Here is a 26,941-nt window from a genome sequence, read left to right on the forward strand (position 1 = left end):
GACCCCCTCACCCTAAATATGTGCGTGCCCCCGGATTGCGCCGTAAACGGCTTATCCGGGCTACCGGTTCGTAGCCCGGGTAAGGCGTCAGCCGCGACCCGGGGAAGCCCGTGCATTACCCGCGCTGGCTCAGAACCGCATTCTCATAAGCCCGCACGTTGTCCAGCCACTGGCTGCCCGCCGGCGTGTCGTGACGCTGGCAGTACATCTCCCAGATGGCCTGCCACGGCAGGGATTTTTGCTCTTCGAGCAGCGCCAGGCGGGCGGTGTAATCGCCGTCGTTCTCCAGCTGGCGCAGCTGGTCGGTCGGTTCCAGCAGGGCGCGCAGCAGCGCTTTTTTCATATTGCGGGTACCAATCACCCAGGCCGCGATGCGGTTGATGGAGGCATCGAAGAAGTCGAGGCCGATGTGCACGCGGTCAAACAGGTTATGGCGAATGATTTCGCTGGCGATGGCCTGGGTCTCATCATCCAGCAGCACCACGTGGTCGCTGTCCCAGCGCACCGGGCGGCTGACGTGCAGTAGCAGACGCGGGATGTAGAGCATGGCGGCGGAGATCTTGTCGGAGATGACCTCCGTCGGGTGGAAGTGGCCGGCATCCAGGCACAGCGCTGTCTGGCGGCTGGTGGCGTAGCCCATATAGAACTCGTTGGAGCCGACGGTGTAGCTTTCGGCGCCGATACCGAACAGCTTGCTCTCCACAGCGTCAATGTGATGCGCCGGGTCGAATTTTTCGCTGATGACTTCATCCAGCGCGTTCAGCAGCCGCTGGCGCGGCGCGAAGCGGTCAACGGTAATGTCCTTCATGCCGTCCGGCACCCAGATATTCATCACCGACGGGGTGCCCAGCTGTTCGCCAAAATAAGCGGATACGCGGCGGCTGGCTTTGCAGTGGTCGATCCAGAACTGGCGGATCTCATCGTTGGCATGCGACAAGGTAAAGCCGTCGGCGCTCAGCGGATGCGAGAAGCAGGAGGGGTTGAAATCCAGCCCCAGTTTGTTGGCTTTCGCCCACTCAACCCAGTTTTTAAAGTGCTCCGGCTTAATCTCATTGCGCGCCACCGGCGCGTCGGATTCCAGATAAATAGCGTGCAGGTTGAGACGCTTTGGCCCCGGGATCAGGCTCAGCGCCTGCTCAAGGTCGGCGCGCAGCTCCTGAGCATTGCGCGCTTTGCCCGGGTAGTTGCCGGTGGCCTGGATGCCGCCGGTCAGGCTTCCCGCCGGATTTTCGAACCCGGCGACGTCGTCACCCTGCCAGCAGTGCATGGATACGGGCAGACGGTCCAGCTGGCGCAGGGCCTCCTCGACATCCACGCCGACGGCGGCGTAGCGCTGCTTAGCAATTTCCCAGGCTTGTTCAAGTTGAGTGGTCATGCGCAAAGCTCCTTGGTCTGTTGTGGCTGAAACTGCGCCACGAAACGGGCAATTTCACTATCAGGATTGGGGGTAAAGGTGGTGAGGGACGCGTTGCCGCGCACCACCTGACGAAACTCATCGACGCTGGCCAGCTCGTCGAGGGTCATTAGCTGGATGCCGATATTGCCGAGGGTGGAGGCCTCTGTCGGGCCGGCCACGACGACGATCCCGCAGGCGTCGGCGCACAGCTGGTTGAGCAGTTCGTTCTGGCAGCCGCCGCCGACGATATGCAGCTGGCTGAAGGGCTGGCCGCGCAGCGCCGCCAGCTCGTTAAGCACCCGGGCGTAGAGCAGCGCCAGGCTGTCGAAAATGCAGCGCGCCAGTTCGGCGTCGCTGTCAGGAACCGGCTGACCGGATCCGCGGCAGGCGGCCTGGATCTCGGCGCTCATACTGGCCGGGTTGATAAAGCGGTCGTCATTGCAGTCAATGATGAAGCGGCACGCCGGCAGCGCGGCGGTGCGGGCGATTAGCCCCTGCAGGTCGCTGACGTTTTGCTCTTTCAGCACCCGCTGCAGCAGCCACAGCCCCATAATATTTTTCAGCACCCGATAGCGGCCTTCGGCCCCGCCTTCGTTGGTGATATTGGCCTGCAGCGCCGCGTCGCAGGTGTACGGGGTCAGGCTTTCAAACCCCATCAGCGACCAGGTCCCGGAGGAGAGATAGGCGGCGTGGCGGTCGGCCAGCGGGGAGGCGATCACCGCGCTGGCGGTGTCGTGGCTGGCGACGGCGACCACCGGGATGTTATTGCCCTGCGGACAAATCCAGTGGCCGATAACGTTGCCGGGATGCGTCGGCGCACCGAACCATTCGCGCGGCGCGCCGGTCCAGTTCAGCAGCGTCTCATCCCAGCTATCGCTGTGGATGTTGACCAGCTGGGTGGTGGTGGCGTTGGTATATTCCCAGTTCAGATTGCCGGTCAGGCGGAAGCTGAAATAGTCGGGGATCAGCACGGCATGGGCGGCCTGACTGACCAGCTCCGGCTGCTGCTCCACCAGGGCGCGCAGCTGATAAAGGGTGTTAAACGGCAGAAACTGAATGCCGCTGCGGCGATAGATCTCCGCCCGGCCCAGCTGTTCTTCAGCGTGACGTAGCAGGCCCTGGGTGCGGTCGTCACGATAGGAGACCGGCAGCCCGACGCGCTGACCCTGCTTATCCAGCAGGACATAATCCACGCCCCAGGTATCGATGCCGATGCTGTCGATCAGGATGCCCTGCTCACACACTTTCTCCAGCCCGCGGCGGATCTCGCCTTCGAGGCTATCGAGATCCCAGCAGTCGAAGCCATCCACCTTCTGCAGGCTGTTGGTGAAGCGATGAATTTCACGCAGCGTCAGGGCGCGCGACCCGGACTGATAGCTGGCGAGCATGACCCGCCCGCTGGAGGCGCCTAAATCGACGGCGACACAATGACGAATACTCATGGAACGACCCTTCTTAAAATCATTGTCCGCAGTCTAAAAAAGGGCGCTGACTAACACCTTCTCGCTACTGACAGCCGAAACTGGCCGCTGGCAAGAAAGCAAAGGTGACCGTGAGGAAAATCACAAATTGCGGTTTTGGGCGGTGGTGAGGAGGATGTGATGGGGTCCGCAGTTCCGCATCTTTCCGGCTGATTCTTGAAAAAGCGGCAGGATTTACGAATTTCGCGGTCAAAAATTGAAGGCCGGATAGCCAACCCTTCATTACTATCAGCCGGTGACTGATAATTTTTCTCATTACGAGGGTGGCATCATGACCATATTGCACAGTACGGATTTCTTTAAGGCCGGGATCTCGACGGTGGCTATTGAACCCCGCCTCCCTCAGTCGGCCTTTCCGGAGCATCACCATGATTTCCATGAAATTGTCATCGTGGAGCAGGGCACGGGCATTCACGTCTTCAATGGCCAGCCTTATACCATCGGCGGCGGCTCGGTCTGCTTTATTCGCGATCACGACCGGCATCTTTACGAGCACACGGACAATCTGTGTCTGACCAACGTGCTCTATCGCGCGCCGGATGCGTTTCGTTTTCTCGCCGGGGTCAGCCAGCTGCTGCCTCAGGAGCAGGAGGGCAACTACCCGTCGCACTGGCGGGTGAACCAGACGGTCCTGCAGCAGGTGCGGCATATCGTGGCGCAGATGGAGGCCATGGGGAGCGAAACGGATACCCATGCCGTCGCCAGCCGTGAGATCCTGTTTATGCAGCTGCTGGTGCTGCTGCGGAAAAGCAGCCTTGCGGAAGAGGCCACCAACAACGATGCGCGGCTGAATCAGCTGCTGGCCTGGCTGGAAGACCATTTTGCGCAGGAGATCTGCTGGGAGGAGGTGGCGGCGCAGTTTTCGCTGTCGCTGCGTACTCTACACCGCCAGCTGAAGCAGCAGACCGGCCTGACGCCGCAGCGCTATCTCAATCGGGTGCGCCTGATGAAAGCCCGCCACCTGCTGCGCCACAGCGATGAAAGCGTGACTGATATCGCCTATCGCTGCGGATTCGGCGACAGTAACCACTTTTCGACGCTTTTTCGCCGCGAGTTTTCCTGGTCGCCGCGCGATATCCGCCAGGGGCGGGACGCTATTCTTCAGTAACGCGAGAGGAGTCAACGTATTGCGGACCAAAAACGCGAATAATGCGCCGTTATCCGCGTTGGGAGTGTGAGCCGTGGCCGGTCTGATTCTACGTAAAGAGGAGTTTTTCCCTTCCGCCACGCAGGCGGTGGCGGTGGCCGACCGCTACCCGCAAAACGTCTTCGCTGAACACACCCATGAGTTCTGCGAGCTGGTGCTGGTGTGGCGGGGCAACGGGCTGCACGTTCTCAACGACCGTCCCTGGCGCATTACCCGCGGCGATCTGTTCTATATTCGCGCCGAAGATAAACACTCCTATGCTTCCGTTAACGATCTGGTTCTGCAGAACATCATCTATTGCCCGGAGCGGCTGCAGCTCAATTTCGACTGGGCGGGGGCGATCCCTGGCCTCTTCGGCACGCCGTGGAAGCCCCACTGGCGCATGGGCAGCACCGGTATGGCGCAGGCGCGCCAGGTAATTAGCCAGCTTGAGCATGAGTGTTCCCGGCACGATGCGCAGGGGAATGCGATGGCCGAGCTGCTGTTTGCTCAGCTGGCGCTGACCCTCCAGCGCCATCGCTACGCGACGGATAATCTGGCGGCGACGCAGCGCGAAGCGCTGTTGGACAAACTGCTGGCCGCGCTGGCGGCCAGCCTGAGCCGACCCTTTGTCCTGGAGCGTTTCTGCGAGCAGGAGGGCGGCAGCGAGCGGGCGCTACGGCAGCAATTTCGCCAGCAAACCGGCATGACCATCAATCACTATTTACGCCAGCTACGGATCTGCCATGCGCAGTATCTGTTGCAGCATACCGAGCGCTTAATCGGCGATATCGCCATGCAGTGCGGCTTTGAGGACAGTAACTACTTTTCGGTGGTGTTCAGCCGGGAAATCGGCATGTCGCCGGGGCAGTGGCGGCAGCGCAGTCGCGCCGCCGCCTGAAGAGCGTCTTTGTCAGGCAGATGATCCGGTGCTTAACTGGCCATTCCCAGACCGACGATGTTGGCGGCGATGATGATCACCACGCAGCCGAGGCTCAGGACGCTCACCGGACGACGACCGGCGTTGTTCCACTCTTTCAGCACCAGACCCACCAGACCGCCGCACAGTACGTAGAAACTCATGTGCAGCATCCAGCTCATATAGTCATACTGCGCCGGAATGCTGGCGTGGCCCCAGGCATAGAAGAAGAACTGGAGATACCACATCAGGCCGCCGAGGGCGGAAAGCAGCAGGTTGCTGATGATGAGCGGTTTGGTCAGTGAGAAATCGGCTTTGACTGACAGGGTCTTCACTTTCGCCAGACGAATAAAGCAGAAGCCAAGGTTGACCAGCGCCCCGCCGCCCATAATCACCACGTAGCTTGGCAGCGCCGCATATAACGGGTCGACGCCGAGCGCCGCGGCGGCATCATGCATCGGTTTGGCGGCGTTCATCGCGAACGACATCCCTGCCGAGAAGATACCGCACATCACCGCCAGCAGAAGCCCTTTCTTCAGATTGAACTCTTCGGCTTTGATGCCCATTTTGCGCTCTTTCAGCTGGCCCGCGCGGGTGACGATGCCAACGCCAACCACCGCCACCAGCACGCCGAGCAGCGTCATTTGACCGCCCTGGGTGTGCATCAGCACCGAAAACTGACCGTTAATAATCGGCGTCATCAGCGTACCGACAATCAGCGTGATGCCAATGGCGATGCCAATCCCCATCGACATGCCGAGATAGCGCATGGTCAGGCCATAGTTGATATTACCGATGCCCCACATGGCGCCGAACAGAAAGACCGGCAGCAGCGTGGAGGCGTTAAAGGAGCGGTAGTAGGCCCAGAAATCGGGTAACAGGGTGGCGCTGATGGCCCAGGGCAGGATCAGCCAGGAGACGATCCCCCCGACCGACCACATGGTTTCCCACGACCAGTGTTTTACTTTCTTGAACGGGGCATAGAAACAGGCGGCACTGGCGGCCCCTATCAAATGCCAAAAAATACCCATCGTAATCGCGTGGTTCATTGATTTTATCCTCATCTTTTTTATCGGAGACGGCGGCTTCCGATGCGATGAGTGTAAAAATTAGCCGCTTTGGCCGCCTTCAGGACGTTGCCACAGGATGGCGAACTCTGGCAACCATGGGCTTAATTAGTTGTTCTACATCACAAAACGACGGGTATTTCTTCTGGTTATATCCATATGAAAAATACGGCATTGATAAGCATTTTCAATACCATTTAATTAACTATAATGGACAAACTGCTTACGCGGCGTTAACACTTGAGCCGCTCGACAATAATGGAGATGATTATGAGCTATACCCTGCCATCCCTGCCGTACGCTTACGATGCTCTGGAACCGCACTTCGACAAGCAGACGATGGAGATCCATCACACCAAACACCACCAGACCTACGTGAACAATGCCAACGCCGCGCTGGAAAGCCTGCCGGAGTTCGCTAACCTGTCCGCTGAAGAGCTGATCACCAAGCTGGATCAGCTGCCGGCTGACAAAAAAACCGTACTGCGTAACAACGCCGGCGGCCACGCGAACCACAGCCTGTTCTGGAAAGGCCTGAAAACCGGTACCACCCTGCAGGGCGACCTGAAAGCGGCTATCGAGCGCGATTTCGGCTCTGTGGACAACTTCAAAGCGGAATTCGAAAAAGCCGCTGCGACCCGTTTCGGTTCCGGCTGGGCGTGGCTGGTCCTGAAAGGTGACAAACTGGCCGTTGTCTCCACCGCAAACCAGGATTCCCCGCTGATGGGCGAAGCCATTTCCGGCGCTTCCGGCTTCCCGATCCTGGGTCTGGACGTGTGGGAACACGCTTACTACCTGAAATTCCAGAACCGTCGCCCGGACTACATCAAAGCCTTCTGGGACGTGGTGAACTGGGACGAAGCTGCAGCGCGTTTTGCCGCCAAAAAATAAGGTTGCAATGTGCTAAGAGAGAAGCGAGTCTGATGGCTCGCTTTTTTTATATCGGTAGCAAGGAGAGCAGACATGCATTATCCGGTGAATGTCTTTGTCGGCAAAATCAGGGACTACACGGGCAGTCGTCCCAGCGCGATCGGCAAAATCCAGGTTGACGGCGAGTTGCAGCTCGGCGATCTCGGTCTCGAAGGGGATGAGCAGGCAGAGAAGAAAATACACGGCGGGCCGGACCGCGCGCTGTGTCACTATCCGCGCGAACACTATGCCGACTGGATCCGTGAATTTCCCCAGCAGGCCGATCGGTTCTGCGCCCCGGCGTTCGGCGAAAACCTCTCCACCACTGGCCTCACCGAACAAAACGTCTACATTGGCGACATCTTTCGCTGGGGCGAGGCGCTGATCCAGGTCACCCAGCCGCGCTCTCCGTGCTTCAAGCTCAACTTTCATTTTGCGATCGGTGATATGGCGCAGCTGATGCAAAACAGCGGGAAGACCGGCTGGTTGTACCGGGTGATCGCCGGGGGGCAAGTCTCCAGCGATGCGCCGCTCGAACTGGTCTCTCGCCTGAGCGATGTCAGCGTCCATGAGGCCGGGGCGATTGCCTGGCATATGCCGTTTGATGACGATCAGTACCACCGCTTATTGTCGGCTGCGGGCCTGTCGGTAAGCTGGAGTCGAACCATGCAGAAGCGCCGTTTAAGCGGCAAGATCGAGGATAATTCACGGCGATTGTGGGGGAAATAATTCCCCCATATTGGCGCTTTCCGCAGAGTCTCCCGGGTAGCGGCGCAAGCGCCTTACCCGGGCGACCTGACCGTTCCTGGCGGTAACCCGGCGCAGCGCAGGCCGGGTCAGCGTCAGGTCCGCTTATACAGCGGTAGCCAGAGGGTTAAGCGCAGACCGCCCAGCGGGCTGTCGTCGGCCTTCACCCAGCCACGGTGCTGCTGAATAGCGGTTTCGACAATCGCCAGCCCCAGGCCGGTGCCGCCGGACTCGCGGTCGCGCGCCTCGTCGGTCCGGTAGAATGGCCGGAAAATCTGCTCGCGATCCTCCGGGCTGACTCCCGGGCCGTCGTCATCGACGTTAACCGTAATCCCGTCTTTATCCACTGAGAAGCTGACGGAAATCTTCGTGTGCGAGTAGCGCAGGGCGTTGCGGACGATATTCTCCAGCGCGCTTTCCAGCGCATTGGGGTTACCGTACAGCGGCCACGGACCCGGCGGATACTCAACGGTGAACGATTTACCCATCTGCTCGGCTTCAAACGCCGCGTTGTCCAGCACTTCGCCCCACAGCTGATTGGCTTTGACCGTCTCGCTCACCAGGGCGTTTTTCGCCTGATTGCGCGACATCACCAGCAGGTCGTTGATCATGCTGTCCAGTCGGTGCGCTTCAGTTTCGATACGCTCCAGCTCTTTGCTCTCACCGCTGCGGCGGCGCAGCAGGGCGGTGCCCAGCTGCAGGCGCGTGAGCGGCGTGCGCAGCTCGTGCGAGATATCGGACAGCAGCCGTTGCTGGCTGGTCATCATCCGCTCCAGGGCCGTCACCATCTGGTTAAAGCTGGCGCCGGCGGCTAAAAACTCCTGCGGTCCGGCTTCCAGCTCCGGATGCTGCCGCAGGTTGCCCTGGGCGACCTCGTCAGCGGCATTTTTCAGCTTACGCGCCGGTTTCGCCAGGCTCCACGCCAGCCACAGCAGCAGCGGGGCGCTAACCAGCATTGTGACGATCAGCAGCAGCAGCGGCCGGTCAAACAGCAGGTTGATAAAGTCGGATTGTGAGGTGCTGGCGGGACGGATCAGATACAGCTGATAGTTATCCTCCCCATCCCTGACGGAGAACGGGCCCACCATTTCCAGGCGGCCATAGCGTTTTTTCTGCGGATGATCGGCGTTATCGGCCTGGCCGATAAAGTTGCGAATGATCTGCATCTCGTTGCGTTCTGCGCCGATCACGCGGCCTTCGCTGGTGACCAGCAGCAGGCGCTGACCCGGAGGCGCCCATTTATCGATGGCGCGAAACAGACGACGCCACCACATCAGGTCGTTTGGCGGATCGTTGGCCAGCTCGGCCTCGACGTGCTGCTCGATCATGATGCCTTGACGCTGCTCGCTTTCCAGCAGCTCGGTCATCTGCCGGGAGTCCAGTTTGGGCAGCATCAGCACCAGCATCAACACCAGCGCCAGCGTGAGCCAGAAGATGGCGAAGATGCGTGCAGTCAAACTTCCAATCATGAAGCGGAAACCATCAGATACCCGCGGCCACGCAGCGTTTTAAACCACGGATGGCCATCTTTGCGCTCCGGCAGCTTACGCCGCAGGTTGGAAATATGCATATCGATGGCGCGGTCGAACGGCGTCAGGCGCTTGCCTAACACTTCCTGGCTTAAATGTTCGCGTGACACCACCTGGCCGAGATGCTGCGCTAACAGATAGAGCAGGGTGAACTCGGTGCCGGTGAGCTCCAGCGTCTGGCCATCGAAATTGGCTTCCTGACGGCCCGGATTGAGGCTTAAGGCATCCACTTCCAGGGTCGGCGAGCCGGCTTCGGTCGTCTGCTGCTGTTCGCTCCAGTGGGAACGGCGCAGAATCGCGCGTATACGCGCCACCAGTTCGCGATCGTTGAACGGCTTAGGCAAATAGTCATCTGCGCCCAGCTCGAGGCCGAGAACGCGATCCAGCTCGCTCCCGCGCGCTGTTAGCATGATAACCGGAGTCTGGTGTGTCTGACGCAGCTCTTTAAGCGTATCGATACCGTTTTTCTTCGGCATCATTACGTCGAGCAGCAATAAATCAATGCTGTCGTCCAGAAGGGCCAGCGCCTGTTCCCCATCATGGGCCACCAGCACGTTAAAACCTTCCATATCGAGCAGCTCTTTTAACAGGGAGGTGAGCTCCCGGTCATCATCAACTAACAGGATTTTATTCATTGTTTAAATACCTCCGAGGCAGAAATTACGTCATCAAGGCCCGCTAATCCATGACTTTACGTTGTTTTACACCCCCTGACGCATGTTTGCAGCCTGAATCGTAGACTGTCTCTCGTTGAATCGCGACACAAACGTTTTGGGAGTATGTGATGCGCAATGTTATCGCTGCCGTCATGGCCTCAACGCTGGCGCTAAGTGCATATAGCCAGGCCGCTGAAGTCGTTACCAGCGTTAACTGGCTCCCCGGAGACGAAGGGGGACAGCGCGGTAGCCAGAGCCATATGTTTGACGGCATAAGTTTAACCGAGCAGCAACGTCAGCAGTTACGGGATCTTATGCAACGGGCACGCCACGACAGGCTCCCCGTTAATGTTAGCGAAATGGAGACAATGCATCGCCTTGTCACCGCAGAAAATTTTGATGAAAACGCTGTGCGCGCTCAGGCAGAAAAGATGGCGCAGGAACAGGTTGCTCGCCAGGTCGAGATGGCTAAGGTCCGCAACCAGATGTTCCACCTGCTTACGCCAGAGCAGCAAGCGGTTTTAAATGCTAAGCACCAGCAACGTATGGATCAGTTGCGTGAGGTTGCAAGGACGCAGAAAGGCTCAGCGATGATGCTTTCGAGTAGTAGCAACACCCTGCAACCCCAGTAACAAACCCTGTTTTCCTTGCCATAGACACCATCCCTGTCTTCCCCCACATGATGTGGGGGTTTTTTTTGCCCTTTTTTCGGCAAATCAACTTCTTCGCCTATCCCGTGAGCGTCACCAGTTCAGGTTATACTAAGCGCAGTGCAGGAGAAGGAGCCTATATGAATCAATCTTATGGCCGGTTGGTCAGCCGCGCCGCTATCGCTGCGACGGCGATGGCCTCCGCGTTACTTTTGATCAAAATTTTTGCGTGGTGGTATACCGGTTCAGTCAGTATTCTGGCCGCGCTGGTGGATTCGCTGGTGGATATTGCCGCCTCGCTGACCAACCTGCTGGTGGTGCGCTATTCGCTGCAGCCTGCTGATGAAGAACATACCTTTGGCCACGGCAAAGCGGAGTCGCTGGCGGCGCTGGCGCAAAGCATGTTTATCTCCGGTTCGGCGCTGTTTCTGTTTCTTACCGGTATTCAGCACCTGGTGCGTCCGGAGCCGCTACAGGCCGCCGGCGTCGGGGTTGTCGTCACGTTGATTGCCCTGTTCAGCACGCTGGCGCTGGTGACCTTCCAGCGCTGGGTGGTGCGAAAAACCCAAAGCCAGGCGGTGCGGGCGGATATGCTTCATTATCAGTCTGATGTTATGATGAACGGCGCCATTCTGGTGGCGCTGGGCCTCTCCTGGTACGGCTGGCATCGCGCCGATGCGTTGTTTGCCTTAGGAATTGGCATCTATATTTTATATAGCGCGCTGCGGATGGGCTATGAGGCGGTTCAGTCGTTACTCGACCGCGCTTTGCCTGACGAGGAGCGTCAGGACATTATCACCATCGTGACCGCATGGCCCGGCATCCGCGGGGCGCACGATCTACGAACGCGGCAGTCAGGGCCGACCCGCTTTATTCAGATTCATTTGGAAATGGAAGATAACCTCCCGCTGGTGCAAGCCCACGTGATTGCAGACCAGGTGGAGCAGGCGATTCTGCGCCGTTTCCCGGGTTCCGATGTCATTATCCATCAGGATCCCAGTTCTGTGGTGCCGGCGGCGCAGCAGGGCTTTTTTGAGCGTTAGGTTATAGTCTGTAAACTCGATGTAAAAATGTGGGTCAGCTCGGCATTTTTTGTATAAATTACCGCCGTTTGGTCTGACCTGAATCAATTCAGCTTGAGGCGTTTGATATACTATTGTCATTAGCGTCGTGCACTCCTGGTGAGGGAGCGCTTCAGGCAACAGAATTATTTTTTGCTTCCTAAGTTCAGAGGTAGTCATGATTAAGAAAATCGGTGTGTTGACAAGTGGCGGTGATGCGCCGGGCATGAACGCAGCAATTCGTGGCGTTGTGCGCGCGGCATTAACGGAAGGTCTGGAAGTTTTTGGAATCTATGACGGTTACCTCGGCTTGTACGAAGACCGTATGGTTCAGCTCGACCGTTACAGCGTTTCCGACATGATCAACCGCGGCGGCACCTTCCTGGGCTCCGCTCGCTTCCCGGAATTCCGCGAAGAACACATCCGCGCAGTGGCTATCGAAAACATGAAGAAGCGTGGCCTGGACGCGCTGGTGGTTATCGGTGGTGACGGGTCCTATATGGGGGCGATGCGCCTGACCGAGATGGGCTTCCCGTGCATCGGCCTGCCGGGCACCATCGACAACGATATCAAAGGCACTGACTACACCATCGGCTTCTTCACCGCTCTGAGCACCGTGGTGGAAGCGATTGACCGTCTGCGCGACACCTCCTCTTCGCACCAGCGTATCTCCGTGGTGGAAGTGATGGGCCGTTACTGTGGCGACCTGACTCTGGCGGCGGCGATTGCCGGCGGCTGTGAGTTCATCATGGTGCCGGAAGTGGAATATACCCGTGACGATCTGGTAGCGGAAATCAAAGCCGGCATCGCGAAAGGGAAGAAACACGCTATCGTGGCGATCACCGAACACATGTGCGACGTTGACGAGCTGGCAAGCTACATCGAGAAAGAGACCGGCCGTGAAACCCGCGCTACCGTCCTCGGCCACATTCAGCGCGGCGGTTCCCCGGTTCCTTACGACCGTATCCTGGCTTCCCGCATGGGCGCCTATGCGATTGAGCTGCTGCTGCAGGGCCATGGCGGCCGTTGCGTCGGCATCCAGAACGAGAAGCTGGTGCACCACGACATCATCGATGCCATCGAGAACATGAAGCGTCCGTTCAAGAACGACTGGCTGGATTGCGCGAAGAAACTGTACTAAGTTACGCGCCGGATAAACAAAAGGCCTTCTCATGGAGAAGGCCTTTTTTATGGCGCAAGGTTTATTCGATATCCAGCGGGTCTTCCGACAGAATCATCCCGGTGTTATCGGCATACAGATGGTCGCCGCTGAAGAAGGTCACGCCGCCGAAATTGACGCGCACGTCGCTTTCGCCGATGCCTTCGCCAGCCGCGCCGACCGGAATGGCCGCCAGCGCCTGGATGCCGATATCCAGTTCCTCAAGGTCGTCAACCTGGCGCACCGCGCCATAGACCACCAACCCTTCCCATTCATTCTGTACGGCCAGACGCGCCAGGTCAGCGTCAATTAACGCGCGTCGTACTGAGCCGCCGCCGTCGATCAGGAGAATATGACCACGGCCATTCTGCTCGAGCAGATCGTAGAGCAACCCGTTATCCTCGAAACATTTTACCGTAATGATCTGTCCACCAAACGACGACCGTCCTCCAAAGTTAGAGAACAGCGGTTCCACGACGTTGACATCTTCCTGGTAGATGTCACAAAGCTCGGAAGTATCGTATTTCATAGGCTTAACGTTCAGTTGCTGCGAGAGTTTTTAGTATATCCCGCGAATCGCATTGTTGGCAAAATCATCAATTGTTAATTGATATTTGTCAGTTAAGCCGCCAGCTTACTGGCAATAATCCCGATAACAAACAGCAGGTTGGTCAGCAAAGCCCCTTTGACCGTCTTTTCGAGCATCGGCCGCATCGCCAGCGGATCGGATTCGCGCAGGACGTAACGCGCCTGTTTGACCAGCAGCGGCGTGGCGAGAATAAACAGCCAGCCCCAGGCAGAATGCAGCGCCAGCAGGTTAAACAGCGCCAGACACAGCAGGGCGCCGAGCAGCAGGCAGGCATGATAGCGGCGGGCATTGACCGGCCCCAGGCGCACGGCGAGGGTGTTCTTCCCGTTCTGCCGGTCGCTGTCGATATCACGCAGGTTATTGATGTTCAGTACGGCGGTCGCCAGCAGACCGCAGGCCGTTGCCGGCAGAAAAATGGCCGCTTCCACATTGTGGGCTTGCAGATACCAGCTGCCGAGGACGCTCAGCCAGCCGAAGAAAACGAGTACCGAAATATCACCGAGGCCAATATAACCATACGGGCGGGTGCCCACTGTGTAGGTGATGGCGGCCACGATCGACAGGCCACCCAGCGCGAGGAAACCGATGAAATCGCCGACGCTCTGCCAGGCGACGCACAGTAGCGCCAGACCAAACAGACAGATCAGCGCGACGGTGACAATCAAGGCGCGCTTCATCTGCTGGGGGGTAATCACCCCTTTCTGCATCCCGCGCAGCGGCCCGATGCGGTCCGGTTTATCGCTCCCCTTGACCGCGTCGCCGTAGTCATTGGCGAGGTTGGAAAGAATTTGCAGCAAGCCGGCGGTGATCAGCGCCAGCAGGGCGACCCAGGGATCAAAATGCCCCTGCTCCCAGGCAAGGACGGTGCCAACAATAATCGCGGCAAACGCCAGCGGTAACGTTTTAGGACGCAGGCTTTCCAGCCACGCCTGAGAACGGCTGATATCAGTCATAGTTATTTTAGCCAATAAAAATGGGGGCGATAGCCCCCATCAACAGTGATGAAAATGCATTGCACCGGATTATAGGATAAAACGGCTCAGATCTTCATCTGCCACCAGAACATCCAGGTGCTTACTCACATATTCGGCATCGATAGTGACGGTCTGGCCGTTCATCTCGCTGGCATCATAGGAGATATCTTCCACCAGGCGCTCCAGCACGGTGTGCAGACGGCGCGCGCCGATGTTCTCGGTGGTTTCGTTTACCTGCCATGCGGCCTGAGCGATACGCTTGATACCGTCTTCGGTGAATTCGATATTCACCCCTTCGGTCGCCATCAGCGCCTTGTACTGCACGGTGATGGAGGCGTTCGGTTCGGTAAGGATGCGCTCGAAGTCATGGGTGGTCAGCGCCTTCAGCTCAACGCGGATCGGCAGACGTCCCTGCAGTTCCGGGATCAGATCGGACGGGCTGGCCACCTGGAACGCGCCGGAGGCGATAAACAGGATGTGGTCGGTCTTGACCATCCCGTGCTTGGTGGAGACGGTGCAGCCTTCCACCAGCGGCAGCAGGTCGCGCTGTACGCCTTCACGGGAGACGTCCGGGCCGGAGGTGTTGCCGCCGCGCTTACAGATTTTGTCGATTTCGTCGATAAAGACGATACCGTGCTGCTCAACAGCGTCGATGGCTTCCTGCTTCAGCTCTTCCGGATTGACCAGTTTGGCCGCTTCTTCTTCAATCAGCAGCTTCATCGCGTCTTTGATTTTCAGCTTACGCGGTTTCTGCTTCTGGCCGCCGAGGTTCTGGAACATGGACTGCAGCTGGCTGGTCATCTCTTCCATGCCCGGAGGGGACATGATTTCAACGCCCATCGGCGCCGCAGCGAGATCGATTTCAATCTCTTTATCGTCCAGCTGGCCTTCACGCAGTTTCTTACGGAACGCCTGGCGCGCCGCAGACGGTTCCTGCGACGGCTCAGTCTGGCCCCAGTTGTTCTTCGCCGGTGGGATCAGCACGTCAAGCACGCGCTCTTCCGCCAGCTCTTCCGCGCGGTAACGGTTCTTATCGATGGACTGCATACGAACCATTTTGATCGCCGCATCGGTCAGATCGCGGATGATAGAGTCCACTTCTTTACCGACATAACCTACTTCGGTGAACTTCGTCGCTTCAACTTTAATAAACGGCGCGTTGGCCAGTTTCGCCAGACGACGAGCGATTTCGGTTTTACCGACGCCGGTTGGGCCGATCATCAGAATGTTTTTCGGCGTGACTTCATGACGCAGCTCTTCGTTAAGCTGCATCCGGCGCCAGCGGTTACGCAGGGCGATAGCAACAGAACGCTTGGCGGCGTCCTGGCCGATAATGTGTTTGTCCAGTTCGCTGACAATTTCGCGTGGGGTCATTTCAGACATGGGAGATCCTTACGCTTTAGAAGGTAATTCTTCGATGGTGTGGAAATGGTTGGTATAGATGCAGATATCACCTGCAATATCCAACGCTTTCTCGGCGATATCGCGCGCGCCCATATCGGTGTTTTCCAGCAGCGCGCGGGCCGCGGCCTGGGCGTAAGGACCGCCGGAGCCGATAGCAATCAAATCGTTTTCCGGCTGTACCACGTCACCGTTACCGGTGATGATAAGCGACGCGTTTTCGTCCGCGACGGCCAGCAGCGCTTCCAGCTTGCGCAACATCCGATCGGTTCGCCAGTCTTTAGCCAGCTCAACGGCGGCCTTCACCAGATGGCCCTGGTGCATTTCCAGTTTGCGTTCAAACAGTTCGAACAGCGTGAAGGCGTCGGCGGTGCCGCCAGCGAAACCGGCAATCACTTTGTCGTTGTACAGACGACGCACTTTTTTCACGTTGCCCTTCATTACGGTGTTGCCCAGCGTGGCCTGGCCATCACCGGCAATAACAACATGGCCGTTACGGCGAACACTTACAATTGTAGTCACGAGCAGACCCCTTGGTTGCAAAAGCGGAACAGGGGCCCCGCGCTGTCCGCGGGGCCGAATGCAATTATAGATGGGGGGGATTTTGAGGGTTTCAACCCCTGGCGGCGAGACGAATGCAGTTCGCGTGTCCAGCCATCTTCAGGCGGGTGATCATCTCGTTGGCGCTTTCTTTGCCTTTCAGCGGGCCAATGACCACGCGGTTCCAGCCGTTGTTGGTGGTGATGTGCGAGGCAAACCCTTCGAAAGCCAGCTGAGCGCGGACGGTTTCGGCCTGCTCGGCGCCTTTAAAGGAGCCGCACTGGATCATCCAGCTACGATCGTCTTTTTTCTCGGCGGTCGTTTTCGGCGCTTCCTCCACTCGAGTCACCGGCGCGGCGGCCTGCGCGCGCGGCTGCGTAGTCGTAGTGTGCGCCGGCGTCTGCAGCAGATCCTGGTACGGCTGCTGGTTTGACGCGGTCTGCTTCGGCTGTTGCTGCTGGACCGGCTTCGGCTGCTGAACGCGCGGCGGCTGCTGCACGGTCTGCTGCTGAGTTTGCGCCCACTGTTGCTGTTGCGCCTGCTGCTGTTGCTGCGCTAAACGCTGACGCTGCAGCGTCTGCTGGCGCTGGGCCGGCGTTTGTTCGTTCCACGGCACTTCGGTCAGCTGAGTCGGCTGTTGACGCATATCGGCCTGCATCTGGGCCAGCAGCTGACGCTGTTCGTCGGTCAGTTGCTCCGGTTTCATCACTTCGCCGCCGGCGGTCGGTTCGGTCGGCGCGCGAACGCCCGGCTGGCGGCTTTCCAGCTCTTTAATATAGCGCCAGCGCTCTTCCGGTTTTGGCGGCAAGCCGTTGCCGGCGGCCTGGCGATTTTGCATCGCTTCCGCTTCTTCTTTCTTATGGTGCGTAATGAAATAGAGTCCACCGATAAAGGCCACCAGCACAGCCGCCGCGATCGCCACCATAGCCGGTGAAATTGCCGGGAGGCTGCTTTGCTTATTCCTTGAGCTTCGGGTAGTGCTCTTTTTGCGCCGCGAAGAAGCCGGTTGGCTGCGGCGTACATAATCTCGTTGTGCCACTATCGTTTCGCTGTCTTATATTCGTTCGTCAGCCCGCCATGTTACTTAAGCGGCGGGCCTTTGACCAGAAGAGCAGGCCCGAAAGCCTGATGGTTATCGTCTGATTTTTTGCGTACTGCCGCGAACAATCAGTTCGCAATCGAGCAGGCGCGAGCCGCTGTTCACGTTATGACCCTGCATTTGCTCAAGTAATAGCAGCATTCCTTCACGGCCGATATCAAAACGCGGCTGTGACACGGTGGTCAATGGCGGATCGCAAAATTCAGACAACGCGATGTTATCGAAGCCGACGATCGACAGGTCGTCCGGCACTTTCAGACCGCGGCGTTTCGCCAGCGATAAGGCGCCCAGCGCCATCACATCGCTATGGCAAAAGACCGCGGTGGGCGGTACCGGCTGCGACAGCAGCTGCTCCAGCGCATTGGCGCCAGCTTCGAAGGTAAAGTTGCCGCGAGCGATATAGTGCGGGTCAACGGTGATACCGCTGCGGCGCAGCGCCTGCACGTAACCCTGCAGGCGATAATGGCACAGCGGCATATCTTCCGGGCCGGCGATGCAGCCGATACGCTGGTGTCCCAGCTCGTGAAGATAGTTTACCGCGTTAAAAGCCGCCGTCAGGTTATCGATGTGGACGGTGGGCAGCTCCAGCTCCGGCGCGAACTCGTTCGACATGACCATCGGCGGCAAATTGCGCTGCTCTTCCACGCTGGCGTCAAACGGCAGGCGCGAGCTGAGCAGCACCATGCCGTCAATCTGCTTGGTGATGATAAGGTCGATAAAGGTTTTTTCTTTCTGATTCTGGTGGGCGCAATCGCCGATTAACACCAGATATCCGTGCTCGGCGGCAGTGACTTCAATACCGCGGATCACTTCGCTAAAAAAGGGATCGCAGATATCCGGGACGATCACGAGGATCGTCCGCGATTCGTTGCGCTTCATATTGCGTCCGAGCGACTGCGGTAAATAGCCGACTTCCAGCGCCGCCTGCTCGACCCGGTTACGGGTGGCTTGCGACACCTTATCAGGGTTCATCAACGCTCGGGACACGGTTGCCGTGGAAACGTTTGCCTTTAAGGCGACGTCTTTCATGGTGGCGGCAACCACTTGTTTTTTGGGCTTCACCTGGTTTCTCCTCGCTGAATGGCGCTGGCATTTCCCTTGCGCGCTAACTGCTGCATCATTTTTATCAGATAGTCGCGGCAGTGAGTTACAGAATTTTCATGAAAAACGTGATGCTTGTTAAATTTTTCGATCCGGCTCGCAAGAGAAGGCTTACCCTTCAATAGGATCGACATCCAGCACCCACTTCACTTTTTTCGCCTCCGGCAGCGTATTGATCAGCGCCAGCGTACCGCTGACGATATGCTGCAGGCGTACCCGCGAAGGATGCTGCAGCAATATCTGCCACCGCCAGCGGCCGCCGCGCTTCGGCGCCAGCGCCGGAACCGGACCGAGCACCCATAGCTTGTCGTCGGCCAGCGGACTGGCCTGCAGCAGATTGCGCAGCTGTTGTAAAAACAGCGGCGCCTGCTGGTTGTTATGGTCTTCCGCACGAATCAGCACATGGCTGGTCCACGGCGGTAGCTGCATTGTCTGCCGCTCTGCCAGCGCCTGTTCGGCGAAGGCGTCGTAGCCTTTATACAGCAGGGTCTGCAGCAGAGGGTGTTCAGGATGGTGGGTTTGCAGGATCACTTCGCCCTGTTTTCCTGCCCGTCCCGCTCGCCCGGAGACCTGGGTATAGAGCTGAGCAAAACGCTCGGCGGAGCGGAAATCCGCGGAAAACAGCGCCCCGTCGACGTCCAGCAGGGAGACGAGGGTGACGTCCGGGAAGTGGTGGCCTTTGGCCAGCATCTGGGTGCCAATTAAAATACGCGCTCCGCCGCGATGGACGGCGGCGAGATGCTCCTCCAGCGCCCCTTTGCGGCTGGTGGTATCGCGGTCGATACGCGAGATAGGCACGTCAGGGAACAGCGGCGCCAGGGCCTGCTCCAGCTGTTCGGTGCCGATACCCACCGGCACCAGGTGCGTGGAGCCGCAGGAGGGACATTGGCGCGGGATAGGGCGCTGACTGTCGCAATGGTGGCAGCGCAGATGGTGCTGCGCCTGGTGCAACGTGTAGTAGCTGTCGCAGCGCGGACATTCCGCTATCCAGCCGCAGTCGTGGCACAGCAGCGCTGGCGCAAAGCCGCGGCGGTTAAGAAACAGGATCACCTGGTTATCCGCCTGCAGATGCTGGCGCATACGGTTAATCAGCGCGGGAGACAGACCCGCCTGCAGCGGTTGCCCTTTGAGATCGAGCACGTGCTGCTGGGCAGGGCGCGCATTGCCCGCGCGTTTGCTTAAGGTTAACTGGCGGTATTTGCCCTGGCGGACATTATGCAGGGTCTCCAGCGCCGGCGTCGCCGAGCCGAGAATAATCGGGATCTGTTCGCTGTGGGCGCGCCATACCGCCAGGTCGCGGGCATGGTAGCGCCAGCCCTCCTGCTGCTTGTAGGAGCTGTCATGCTCTTCGTCGATAACGATGACGCCGAGGTCTTTAAACGGGGTAAACAGCGAGGAGCGGGTGCCGATCACAATGGCCGCTTCGCCGTTTTTCGCCTTCAGCCAGGCCGAAAGACGTTCGCTGTCATTGAGTCCGGAGTGCAGCACTTCCACCGGCGCGTTAAAGCGCTGGCGGAAGCGGGCGATGGTCTGCGGCGTCAGACCGATCTCCGGCACCATCACCAGCGCCTGGCGCCCCTGCGCCAGCACGTTCTCCAGCACGCTCAAATAGACTTCCGTTTTCCCTGAGCCGGTAATACCCGCCAGCAGCCAGGCGGAGAAGCGATCGGCGGCGCTGTGGATCGCCCCGACGGCGGTGGCTTGCTCGGTATTAAGACGCAGGCGTTCGCCGGCAACCGAATACGCGCTGCGCCAGTCGATGAGGGCGGGCGCTTCGCAGGCCAGCTCCGCCAGCCCTTTGCCGCGCAGCGCCTGCAGCGCCGCTTCATTAAATTCCAGTTCGCCAACCTGATGACGCCAGATTTTTCCCTGGCGCAGCGCCGCCAGCGCCTGCTGCTGCTTCGGCGAGCGTTTCAGACCGTTAAGGTCGACGGCCTGCCCCTGCTCGGTGGCGAACCAGTACCACAGCGGCGTCGCGCTGGCGGGTTTGCCCTGGCGCAGCAGAATGGGCAGCGCATGGAACAGCACATCGCCAATCGGATGATGGTAATACTCAGCCGCCCACATCAGCAGCCGCCAGACGGTACCGGAGAAGACCGGTTCGTCGTCCAGCGCTTCCGCGACCGGTTTTAGCTCGTCCAGCGGCAGCTCGCTGCGTTCGCTGATCGCCGCGACAATACCGATCCGCTCCTGTTTGCCGAACGGCACCCGCACCCGACAGCCCGCTTTGACCGCCATGCCTTCAGGCAGCAGATAGTCAAAAGTGCGCGGTAGCGGAACGGGTAGGGCAACGTGGGCGACGGGCATGTCATCTTCCTGACTTGAAATCTGGCGGGATAGTATACACATTACGATAAGGCGGCGCGGATCAGTTTGCATATGCTGGTCAAATTCTGTATGATTCGCCGCCTTTGATGCGCTTTATATCGCATTGAAGATTGACCATTACCGCGTGCTTCACGCTGTCAACAGCGTAGAGGGCGACGGGAAATTACTAATATCGCGTGGTGTCTGGCGTTAGGGCTGGAAGAGCGACGCGGCCTTAACTGAGGTTCTCCCATGAAAAAAGGTATTCACCCAAATTACGACGAAATTACTGCTACCTGTTCTTGCGGTAATGTCATGAAAATCCGCTCCACCGTAGGTCACGACCTGAACCTCGACGTGTGCGGCAAATGCCACCCGTTCTTCACCGGCAAACAGCGTGATGTTGCTACCGGTGGCCGTGTTGACCGCTTCAACAAGCGCTTCAGCATCCCGGGCAGCAAGTAAGTTGCCAGAAGAAGCCGCCTCAGGGCGGCTTTTTTGTGTCTCTCGCCTGCCTGGGCGGGAAAGAAAAAGGGCGGAAGCGTGCTTCCGCCCTTTTTATCGTCTCAGTATTCCCACGTATCCGGGTCGATACCCAGTTCACGCATAATCGCTTTCGCCGCTTCCGGGATCTCATCGCTGCGCTCTTTACGCAGGTCTTCATCGTTAGGCAACGGTTGTCCGGTAAAGGCATGCAGGAACGCTTCGCACAGCAGTTCGCTGTTGGTCGCGTGACGCAGGTTATTCACCTGACGACGCGTGCGTTCATCGGTGAGGATTTTTAACACCTTCAGAGGAATGGAAACCGTAATTTTCTTTACTTGCTCACTCTTCTTACCGTGCTCAGCGTATGGGCTGATATATTCGCCGCTCCATTCAGCCATGAGATACCTTAATCCTCTGTTTATTAGTGAAGGGCCAGAATATTCCGCCCGGGCTATAATCGCGCGTAGTTTACCGTATGCGCGGGCTTTCTGACATGAGATAAGCCGCCGCCGACGTGCGCTAATGCATATAATTTTAACGGCTATTTGCACTTTGCTCAATCTATACGCAAAGAAGTTTAGATGTCCAGATGTATTGACGTCTATTGTGACAATGTTTACTCTGAAGCCTGACTTTTCACCGATTCAGCCCAGGAACTTCCCAACATGACGCGTAAACAGGCCACCATCGCAGTGCGTAGCGGTTTAAATGACGACGAGCAGTACGGTTGCGTTGTCCCGCCGATCCACCTCTCCAGTACCTATAACTTCACCGACTTTAATGAACCTCGCGCTCACGACTATTCCCGCCGCGGCAACCCGACGCGTGATGTGGTGCAGCGCGCTTTAGCGGAGCTGGAGGGCGGCGCTGGCGCGGTGCTGACCAATACCGGTATGTCGGCGATCCTGCTGGTGACGACGGTGTTCCTTAAGCCTGGCGATCTGCTGGTGGCGCCGCACGACTGCTACGGCGGCAGCTACCGTCTGTTCGATAGCCTGGCGAAGCGCGGCTGCTATCGCGTTCAGTTCGTCGATCAAAACGATGAGCAGGCGCTGCGGGCGGCGCTGGCGGAAAAACCGAAGCTGGTGCTGGTCGAAAGCCCAAGTAATCCATTGCTGCGGGTGGTGGATATTGCGAAAATCTGTGGTCTGGCGCGCGAAGCCGGGGCGATCAGCGTGGTCGATAACACCTTCCTGAGTCCGGCGCTGCAAAACCCGCTGGCGCTGGGCGCCGATCTGGTGTTGCACTCCTGTACTAAATACCTTAATGGTCACTCTGATGTGGTGGCCGGGGTGGTGATTGCCAACGATCCGGCGACTGTCACCGAACTGGCATGGTGGGCGAATAACATTGGCGTCACCGGCAGCGCCTTCGACAGCTATCTGCTGTTGCGCGGGCTGCGGACGCTTTCTCCACGCATGGAAGTGGCGCAACGTAATGCCCTGGCGATCGTCGAGTATCTGAAAACCCAGCCGCTGGTGAAAAAGCTGTATCATCCGTCGCTGCCGGAAAACCAGGGGCATGAAATTGCGGCGCGTCAGCAAAAAGGTTTTGGCGCAATGTTAAGCTTCGAGCTGGATGGTGACGAGCAGACGCTGCGCCGCTTCCTGAGCGGGCTGTCGCTGTTTACACTGGCGGAATCGCTGGGGGGCGTTGAAAGCCTGATTTCCCATGCGGCAACGATGACGCATGCCGGCATGGCGCCTGAAGCGCGTGCCGCCGCCGGAATTTCAGAAACGCTTCTGCGTATTTCGACCGGTATCGAAGATGGTGAAGATTTAATTGCCGACCTGGAAAATGGCTTCCGGGCAGCAAACGAGGAATAAAGATGAGTGTGATTGCGCAGGCAGGGGCGAAGGGTCGTCAGCTGCACAAATTTGGTGGGAGTAGTTTAGCGGATGCGAAATGTTACCTGCGCGTCGCGGGGATCATGAAGGAGTATTCGCAGGCGGGGGACATGATGGTCGTCTCCGCCGCTGGCAGCACCACCAACCAGCTGATCAGCTGGCTTAAGCTTAGCCAGAGCGATCGCCTTGCTGCGCATCAGGTTCAGCAGTCGCTTCGCCGCTATCACACCGAGCTGATTGGCGGTCTGGTGGAGCCTGCGGCGGCGGATACGTTGATCGCCGCCTTTATCCACGACCTTGAGCGTCTGGCTGGTCTGCTGGACGGCGGGGTTTCCGAAGCGGTCTATGCGGAAGTGGTCGGCCATGGGGAAGTGTGGTCCGCGCGCCTGATGGCGGCGGTTCTCAACCAGCTGGGAATGGAAGCCGCCTGGCTGGACGCGCGCGCGTTCCTGCGCGCGGAACGCGCCGCGCAGCCGCAGGTGGATGAAGGATTATCCTATCCACTGCTGCAGCAGCTGATGGCGCAGCATCCTAACAAGCGTCTGGTGGTGACCGGCTTTATCTCCCGCAACCAGGCCGGTGAAACCGTCCTGCTGGGCCGTAACGGGTCTGACTACTCAGCCACCCAGATCGGCGCGCTGGCGGGTGCTTCCCGCGTCACCATCTGGAGCGACGTCGCCGGGGTGTACAGCGCGGATCCGCGCAAGGTGAAAGACGCCTGTCTGCTGCCGCTGCTGCGTCTGGACGAAGCCAGCGAGCTGGCGCGTCTGGCCGCGCCGGTGCTCCATGCCCGCACGCTACAGCCGGTTTCCGCCAGCGATATCGATCTGCAGTTACGCTGCAGCTATACGCCGGAACAGGGTTCCACGCGCATTGAGCGCGTGCTGGCCTCCGGCACTGGCGCCCGGATTGTCACCAGCCATGACGATGTCTGCCTGGTGGAGTTCCAGGTGCCGGCCGGTCACGATTTCAAACTGGCGCATAAAGAGCTGGACGCCCTGCTCAAACGCGCCCAGCTGCGCCCGTTAGCCGTTGGCGTCCATGCCGACCGCAAACTGCTGCAGTTCTGCTATACCTCCGAGGTGGCCGACAGCGCGCTGAAGCTGCTCGATGAGGCAGGTCTGCCGGGCGAGCTGCGTCTGCGTCAGAAGCTGGCGCTGGTGGCGATGGTGGGCGCGGGCGTCACCCGCAACCCACTGCACTGCCACCGTTTCTGGCAGCAGCTGAAAGGGCAGCCGGTGGAGTTCACCTGGCAGTCGGAAGAGGGGATCAGCCTGGTGGCCGTCCTGCGCGCCGGGCCGACGGAAAGCCTGATCCAGGGGCTGCACCAGTCCTTATTTCGTGCCGAAAAGCGTATCGGCCTGATGCTGTTCGGCAAAGGGAACATCGGTTCCCGCTGGCTGGAGCTGTTCGCCCGTGAACAAACCACGCTCTCGGCGCGGACCGGCTTTGAGTTTGTGCTCGCCGGCGTGGTCGACAGTAAACGCAGTCTGCTGAACTACGACGGGCTGGACGCCAGCCGGGCGCTGGCTTTCTTCAACGATGAAGCGGTGGAGCAGGATGAAGAGTCGCTGTTCCTGTGGATGCGCGCGCACCCGTATGATGATTTAGTGGTGCTGGACGTCACCGCCAGCGAGCAGCTGGCCGACCAGTATCTTGATTTCGCCAGCCATGGCTTCCACGTGATCAGCGCCAACAAGCTGGCGGGGGCCAGCAGCAGCGATAAGTATCGCCAGATCCACGACGCGTTTGAGAAGACAGGGCGCCACTGGCTGTATAACGCCACCGTGGGCGCCGGCTTGCCGGTGAACCATACGGTGCGCGACCTGATCGACAGCGGCGATACCATCCTCGGCCTGAGCGGTATCTTCTCGGGAACGCTCTCCTGGCTGTTCCTGCAGTTTGATGGCACCGTGCCGTTCACCGACCTGGTGGATCAGGCGTGGCAGCAGGGTCTGACCGAGCCGGATCCGCGCGTCGATCTGTCCGGTAAAGATGTGATGCGCAAGCTGGTGATCCTCGCGCGGGAAGCGGGTTACGACATCGAGCCGGATCAGGTGCGCGTGGAATCACTGGTCCCGGCGCACTGTGAAGAGGGTTCGGTCGATCACTTCTTTGAGAATGGCGAAGAGCTGAACGAGCAGATGCTGCAGCGCCTGGAGGCGGCCCGCGAGATGGGGCTGGTGCTCCGCTACGTGGCGCGTTTTGATGCCAACGGCAAAGCACGCGTCGGCGTGGAAGCGGTACGCGAAGAGCACCCGCTGGCGGCGCTGCTGCCGTGCGATAACGTGTTCGCTATCGAAAGCCGCTGGTATCGCGATAATCCGCTGGTGATCCGCGGGCCCGGCGCCGGGCGCGATGTGACCGCCGGGGCGATCCAGTCGGATATTAACCGTCTGGCGCAGCTGCTGTAGTCCCGGGAAAAAGACCAGGCGCGGCCTGGTCTTTTTTGTTAGTGCGCCGCAAAAACTACTTTAGCGGCAAACAGGCCGTTTAGCGCCGCCGGGAATCCGGCGTAGACCGCCATCTGCATGATCACTTCCGTAATTTCCTCTTGCGTCAGACCGACATTTAATCCCGCGGCAATATGCACTTTCAGCTGCGGCTCGGCGTTACCCAGCGCGGTGAGCGCGGCGATGGTGGCGATTTCCCGGCTACGCAAATCAAGCCCTGGCCGGGCGTAAATATCGCCGAAGGGGAACTCAATCAGATAGCGGGCGAAGTCGGGGGCGATATCCCGCAGGCTGTTGACGACGGCCTCCCCGCCGCTACCGTCCACGCGCTGAAGCATTTCCTGACCGGTGGTATAACGTTCGCTGGACATCGTTTTTTCCTCTCTGTGATGATGCGTTGAGAGGAAGGGTAGGGAAGTTTACCGGACTTGAGTAATACCCTTTTCGTGATACCTTTTCAGTATGACAACTTCGCGATTACATTCTCTCGATATCCGCCTGCTGCGTGCCTTTGCCGTGGTAGCTGAGGAAAATAACATCAGCCGGGCGGCGCAGCGGTTATTTATCTCGCAGCCGCCGCTGAGTCGCCATATGCACTATCTGGAAGCGCAGCTGGGGGTGACGCTGTTTCAGCGCCATAGCAAAGGCCTGATCCTTACCGACGCGGGCAGAGAGGTGCTGGCGATCATTCGGCCCATGCTGGCGCTCCAGGAACGCACGCTGGCGGCATTGAGTGAGCTCTCCGTTCACTCACCGCCGTCTCTGCGTCTGGGCGTGACCACCGCCTTCGAACAAGGCATTTTCGCTGCTGTTGAATCTGCGCTGAGCGAACATACCCGCGGGTTGCATATCACCCGCCACGCCTCACCGGCGCTGGCGCAGCAGGTGCGCAAAGGCAAACTCGATGCGGCGCTGGTCGCGCTGCCGCTCAATACTGAAGGGCTGCACCTGCATCCATTGCCGTATCAGGAGCCGCTCATCGCGGCAGTGCCAGCCTCCTGGCCGGAAGCCGTCATACCAGCGTTAACGCTAAGCGCGCTCAATCATCGGCCGCTGTTCTGGTTTAAACGCGAGCGTAACCCCGATTTCTTTGACTACACGCGGCGCATTTTCGACCGGGCTGGCTATACCCCCGCTTATGTGGAAGAGCCTGCCGAACATGATGTGCTGCTGGCGCGAATTGCGCGTGGGGAAGGCATGATCCTCCTGCCGGCGTCCTTTTCCGCGATCCAGCGTCAGGGGGTAGTGTTCTGTCCTGTCGCTGAAGGCGACAGCATGCCGTTAAGCCTTGGGATGATCTATGCGCCTCACCAGGCAGGAGCCGTGCAGCAATGGCTCTCACTGCTGGATGATCGCCTGACGACTCGCTCGTCTCATGCTGAATATCGTTCTACCCCATGTTGACCGCAGAGCGGGCTCTTTCGGCTGGCAAAGCGCCGGTAGA

The 26,941-nt window shown here is 58.9% G+C and carries 25 protein-coding genes; 11 read left to right on the forward strand and 14 right to left on the reverse strand.

All coding sequences use genetic code 11. The features are described 5' to 3' along the window. Positions 1 to 115 precede the first annotated feature (115 nt). Both L2I46_RS19530 and rhaB read right to left on the reverse strand, forming a co-directional pair. Complete coding sequence (locus L2I46_RS19530; RefSeq protein WP_032454470.1) at positions 116 to 1,375, reverse strand: L-rhamnose isomerase; 1,260 nt, start codon at positions 1,373 to 1,375, stop codon at positions 116 to 118. Continuing rightward, the gene (gene rhaB, locus L2I46_RS19535; protein WP_117134273.1) at positions 1,372 to 2,838 is read right to left on the reverse strand and encodes a rhamnulokinase; all 1,467 of its coding nucleotides are present in this window, start codon (positions 2,836 to 2,838) and stop codon (positions 1,372 to 1,374) included. Before rhaB ends, L2I46_RS19530 begins: the two co-directional genes overlap by 4 nt. A 310-nt stretch (positions 2,839 to 3,148) precedes the next feature. On the opposite strand from rhaB, the gene rhaS reads away from it, so the two are divergent. Together rhaS and rhaR are read left to right on the forward strand one after the other, a co-directional pair. After that, positions 3,149 to 3,985, forward strand: a complete 837-nt coding sequence (gene rhaS, locus L2I46_RS19540) for an HTH-type transcriptional activator RhaS (protein ID WP_004203665.1) — start codon at positions 3,149 to 3,151, stop codon at positions 3,983 to 3,985. A gap of 73 nt (positions 3,986 to 4,058) precedes the next feature. Then, complete coding sequence (rhaR, locus tag L2I46_RS19545) at positions 4,059 to 4,904, forward strand: HTH-type transcriptional activator RhaR (protein WP_004203666.1); 846 nt, start codon at positions 4,059 to 4,061, stop codon at positions 4,902 to 4,904. Between the two features lie 32 nt (positions 4,905 to 4,936). On the opposite strand, the gene rhaT is transcribed toward rhaR, so the two are convergent. Continuing rightward, positions 4,937 to 5,971 (reverse strand): L-rhamnose/proton symporter RhaT, encoded by a 1,035-nt coding sequence (gene rhaT, locus L2I46_RS19550; protein ID WP_236948157.1) that lies wholly within the window; start codon positions 5,969 to 5,971, stop codon positions 4,937 to 4,939. 288 nt (positions 5,972 to 6,259) lie between these two features. Between rhaT and sodA the strand changes: the two genes are divergently transcribed. Continuing rightward, positions 6,260 to 6,880 carry a superoxide dismutase [Mn] gene (gene sodA / locus L2I46_RS19555; RefSeq protein ID WP_004203668.1) on the forward strand — a complete coding sequence of 207 codons (621 nt, stop codon included), beginning with the start codon at positions 6,260 to 6,262 and terminating at the stop codon, positions 6,878 to 6,880. 72 nt (positions 6,881 to 6,952) lie between these two features. Further along, positions 6,953 to 7,627 carry a 6-hydroxyaminopurine reductase gene (gene yiiM, locus L2I46_RS19560; RefSeq protein WP_064158482.1) on the forward strand — a complete coding sequence of 225 codons (675 nt, stop codon included), beginning with the start codon at positions 6,953 to 6,955 and terminating at the stop codon, positions 7,625 to 7,627. Between the two features lie 113 nt (positions 7,628 to 7,740). Here the strand turns inward: yiiM and cpxA are convergent, their stop codons facing one another. Together cpxA and cpxR are read right to left on the reverse strand one after the other, a co-directional pair. Continuing rightward, complete coding sequence (gene cpxA, locus L2I46_RS19565; RefSeq protein WP_008807874.1) at positions 7,741 to 9,114, reverse strand: envelope stress sensor histidine kinase CpxA; 1,374 nt, start codon at positions 9,112 to 9,114, stop codon at positions 7,741 to 7,743. Next, the gene (gene cpxR / locus L2I46_RS19570; RefSeq protein WP_004203671.1) at positions 9,111 to 9,809 is read right to left on the reverse strand and encodes an envelope stress response regulator transcription factor CpxR; all 699 of its coding nucleotides are present in this window, start codon (positions 9,807 to 9,809) and stop codon (positions 9,111 to 9,113) included. The genes cpxA and cpxR overlap by 4 nt, the downstream gene beginning before the upstream one ends. A gap of 149 nt (positions 9,810 to 9,958) precedes the next feature. Here cpxR and cpxP point away from each other — a divergent pair, with 149 nt between their 5' ends. The 3 genes from cpxP (at position 9,959) to pfkA (ending at position 12,682) form a co-directional block, all read left to right on the forward strand. Continuing rightward, positions 9,959 to 10,462: a cell-envelope stress modulator CpxP gene (gene cpxP, locus L2I46_RS19575; RefSeq protein WP_049013705.1), complete on the forward strand. Its 504-nt coding sequence runs from the start codon at positions 9,959 to 9,961 to the stop codon at positions 10,460 to 10,462. 158 nt (positions 10,463 to 10,620) lie between these two features. Beyond that, positions 10,621 to 11,523: a CDF family cation-efflux transporter FieF gene (gene fieF / locus L2I46_RS19580; protein WP_008807873.1), complete on the forward strand. Its 903-nt coding sequence runs from the start codon at positions 10,621 to 10,623 to the stop codon at positions 11,521 to 11,523. Positions 11,524 to 11,719: 196 nt separating this feature from the next. Beyond that, a complete protein-coding gene (gene pfkA / locus L2I46_RS19585; RefSeq protein ID WP_002882911.1) occupies positions 11,720 to 12,682 on the forward strand; it encodes a 6-phosphofructokinase in 963 nt (320 codons plus the stop codon). A 61-nt stretch (positions 12,683 to 12,743) separates the two neighbouring features. On the opposite strand, the gene rraA is transcribed toward pfkA, so the two are convergent. From rraA to priA, 7 genes are all read right to left on the reverse strand, one after another. Continuing rightward, on the reverse strand, positions 12,744 to 13,229 hold the full coding sequence (gene rraA / locus L2I46_RS19590; RefSeq protein WP_002882913.1) for a ribonuclease E activity regulator RraA: 486 nt from the start codon (positions 13,227 to 13,229) through the stop codon (positions 12,744 to 12,746). 92 nt (positions 13,230 to 13,321) lie between these two features. After that, a complete protein-coding gene (gene menA / locus L2I46_RS19595) occupies positions 13,322 to 14,242 on the reverse strand; it encodes a 1,4-dihydroxy-2-naphthoate polyprenyltransferase (RefSeq protein WP_004203673.1) in 921 nt (306 codons plus the stop codon). A gap of 69 nt (positions 14,243 to 14,311) precedes the next feature. Next, positions 14,312 to 15,646 carry an HslU--HslV peptidase ATPase subunit gene (gene hslU / locus L2I46_RS19600; protein ID WP_002882917.1) on the reverse strand — a complete coding sequence of 445 codons (1,335 nt, stop codon included), beginning with the start codon at positions 15,644 to 15,646 and terminating at the stop codon, positions 14,312 to 14,314. 9 nt (positions 15,647 to 15,655) lie between these two features. Beyond that, on the reverse strand, positions 15,656 to 16,186 hold the full coding sequence (gene hslV / locus L2I46_RS19605; protein WP_002882918.1) for an ATP-dependent protease subunit HslV: 531 nt from the start codon (positions 16,184 to 16,186) through the stop codon (positions 15,656 to 15,658). Positions 16,187 to 16,277: 91 nt separating this feature from the next. Further along, a complete protein-coding gene (ftsN, locus tag L2I46_RS19610; RefSeq protein ID WP_071997579.1) occupies positions 16,278 to 17,243 on the reverse strand; it encodes a cell division protein FtsN in 966 nt (321 codons plus the stop codon). A gap of 93 nt (positions 17,244 to 17,336) precedes the next feature. Continuing rightward, positions 17,337 to 18,365, reverse strand: a complete 1,029-nt coding sequence (gene cytR / locus L2I46_RS19615) for a DNA-binding transcriptional regulator CytR (RefSeq protein ID WP_004203676.1) — start codon at positions 18,363 to 18,365, stop codon at positions 17,337 to 17,339. A gap of 150 nt (positions 18,366 to 18,515) precedes the next feature. Next, positions 18,516 to 20,711: a primosomal protein N' gene (gene priA / locus L2I46_RS19620; protein ID WP_101862574.1), complete on the reverse strand. Its 2,196-nt coding sequence runs from the start codon at positions 20,709 to 20,711 to the stop codon at positions 18,516 to 18,518. Positions 20,712 to 20,963: 252 nt separating this feature from the next. On the opposite strand from priA, the gene rpmE reads away from it, so the two are divergent. After that, positions 20,964 to 21,176 carry a 50S ribosomal protein L31 gene (rpmE, locus tag L2I46_RS19625; RefSeq protein WP_002882922.1) on the forward strand — a complete coding sequence of 71 codons (213 nt, stop codon included), beginning with the start codon at positions 20,964 to 20,966 and terminating at the stop codon, positions 21,174 to 21,176. A gap of 101 nt (positions 21,177 to 21,277) precedes the next feature. On the opposite strand, the gene metJ is transcribed toward rpmE, so the two are convergent. After that, positions 21,278 to 21,595 carry a met regulon transcriptional regulator MetJ gene (metJ, locus tag L2I46_RS19630; protein ID WP_002882924.1) on the reverse strand — a complete coding sequence of 106 codons (318 nt, stop codon included), beginning with the start codon at positions 21,593 to 21,595 and terminating at the stop codon, positions 21,278 to 21,280. A gap of 267 nt (positions 21,596 to 21,862) precedes the next feature. On the opposite strand from metJ, the gene metB reads away from it, so the two are divergent. Further along, on the forward strand, positions 21,863 to 23,023 hold the full coding sequence (metB, locus tag L2I46_RS19635; protein WP_004203678.1) for a cystathionine gamma-synthase: 1,161 nt from the start codon (positions 21,863 to 21,865) through the stop codon (positions 23,021 to 23,023). Between the two features lie 2 nt (positions 23,024 to 23,025). After that, a complete protein-coding gene (locus L2I46_RS19640) occupies positions 23,026 to 25,458 on the forward strand; it encodes a bifunctional aspartate kinase/homoserine dehydrogenase II (RefSeq protein ID WP_023291529.1) in 2,433 nt (810 codons plus the stop codon). Positions 25,459 to 25,496: 38 nt separating this feature from the next. Here the strand turns inward: L2I46_RS19640 and L2I46_RS19645 are convergent, their stop codons facing one another. Then, the gene (locus L2I46_RS19645; protein WP_101862573.1) at positions 25,497 to 25,868 is read right to left on the reverse strand and encodes a carboxymuconolactone decarboxylase family protein; all 372 of its coding nucleotides are present in this window, start codon (positions 25,866 to 25,868) and stop codon (positions 25,497 to 25,499) included. Positions 25,869 to 25,959: 91 nt separating this feature from the next. Between L2I46_RS19645 and L2I46_RS19650 the strand changes: the two genes are divergently transcribed. Then, the gene (locus L2I46_RS19650; RefSeq protein ID WP_236948158.1) at positions 25,960 to 26,901 is read left to right on the forward strand and encodes a LysR family transcriptional regulator; all 942 of its coding nucleotides are present in this window, start codon (positions 25,960 to 25,962) and stop codon (positions 26,899 to 26,901) included. The last annotated feature ends 40 nt before the right edge of the window (positions 26,902 to 26,941 follow it).

Origin of the sequence: Klebsiella sp. 2019SCSN059, from assembly GCF_021739525.1 — a bacterium.
GTDB classification, from domain to species: Bacteria; Pseudomonadota; Gammaproteobacteria; order Enterobacterales; family Enterobacteriaceae; genus Klebsiella; species Klebsiella quasipneumoniae.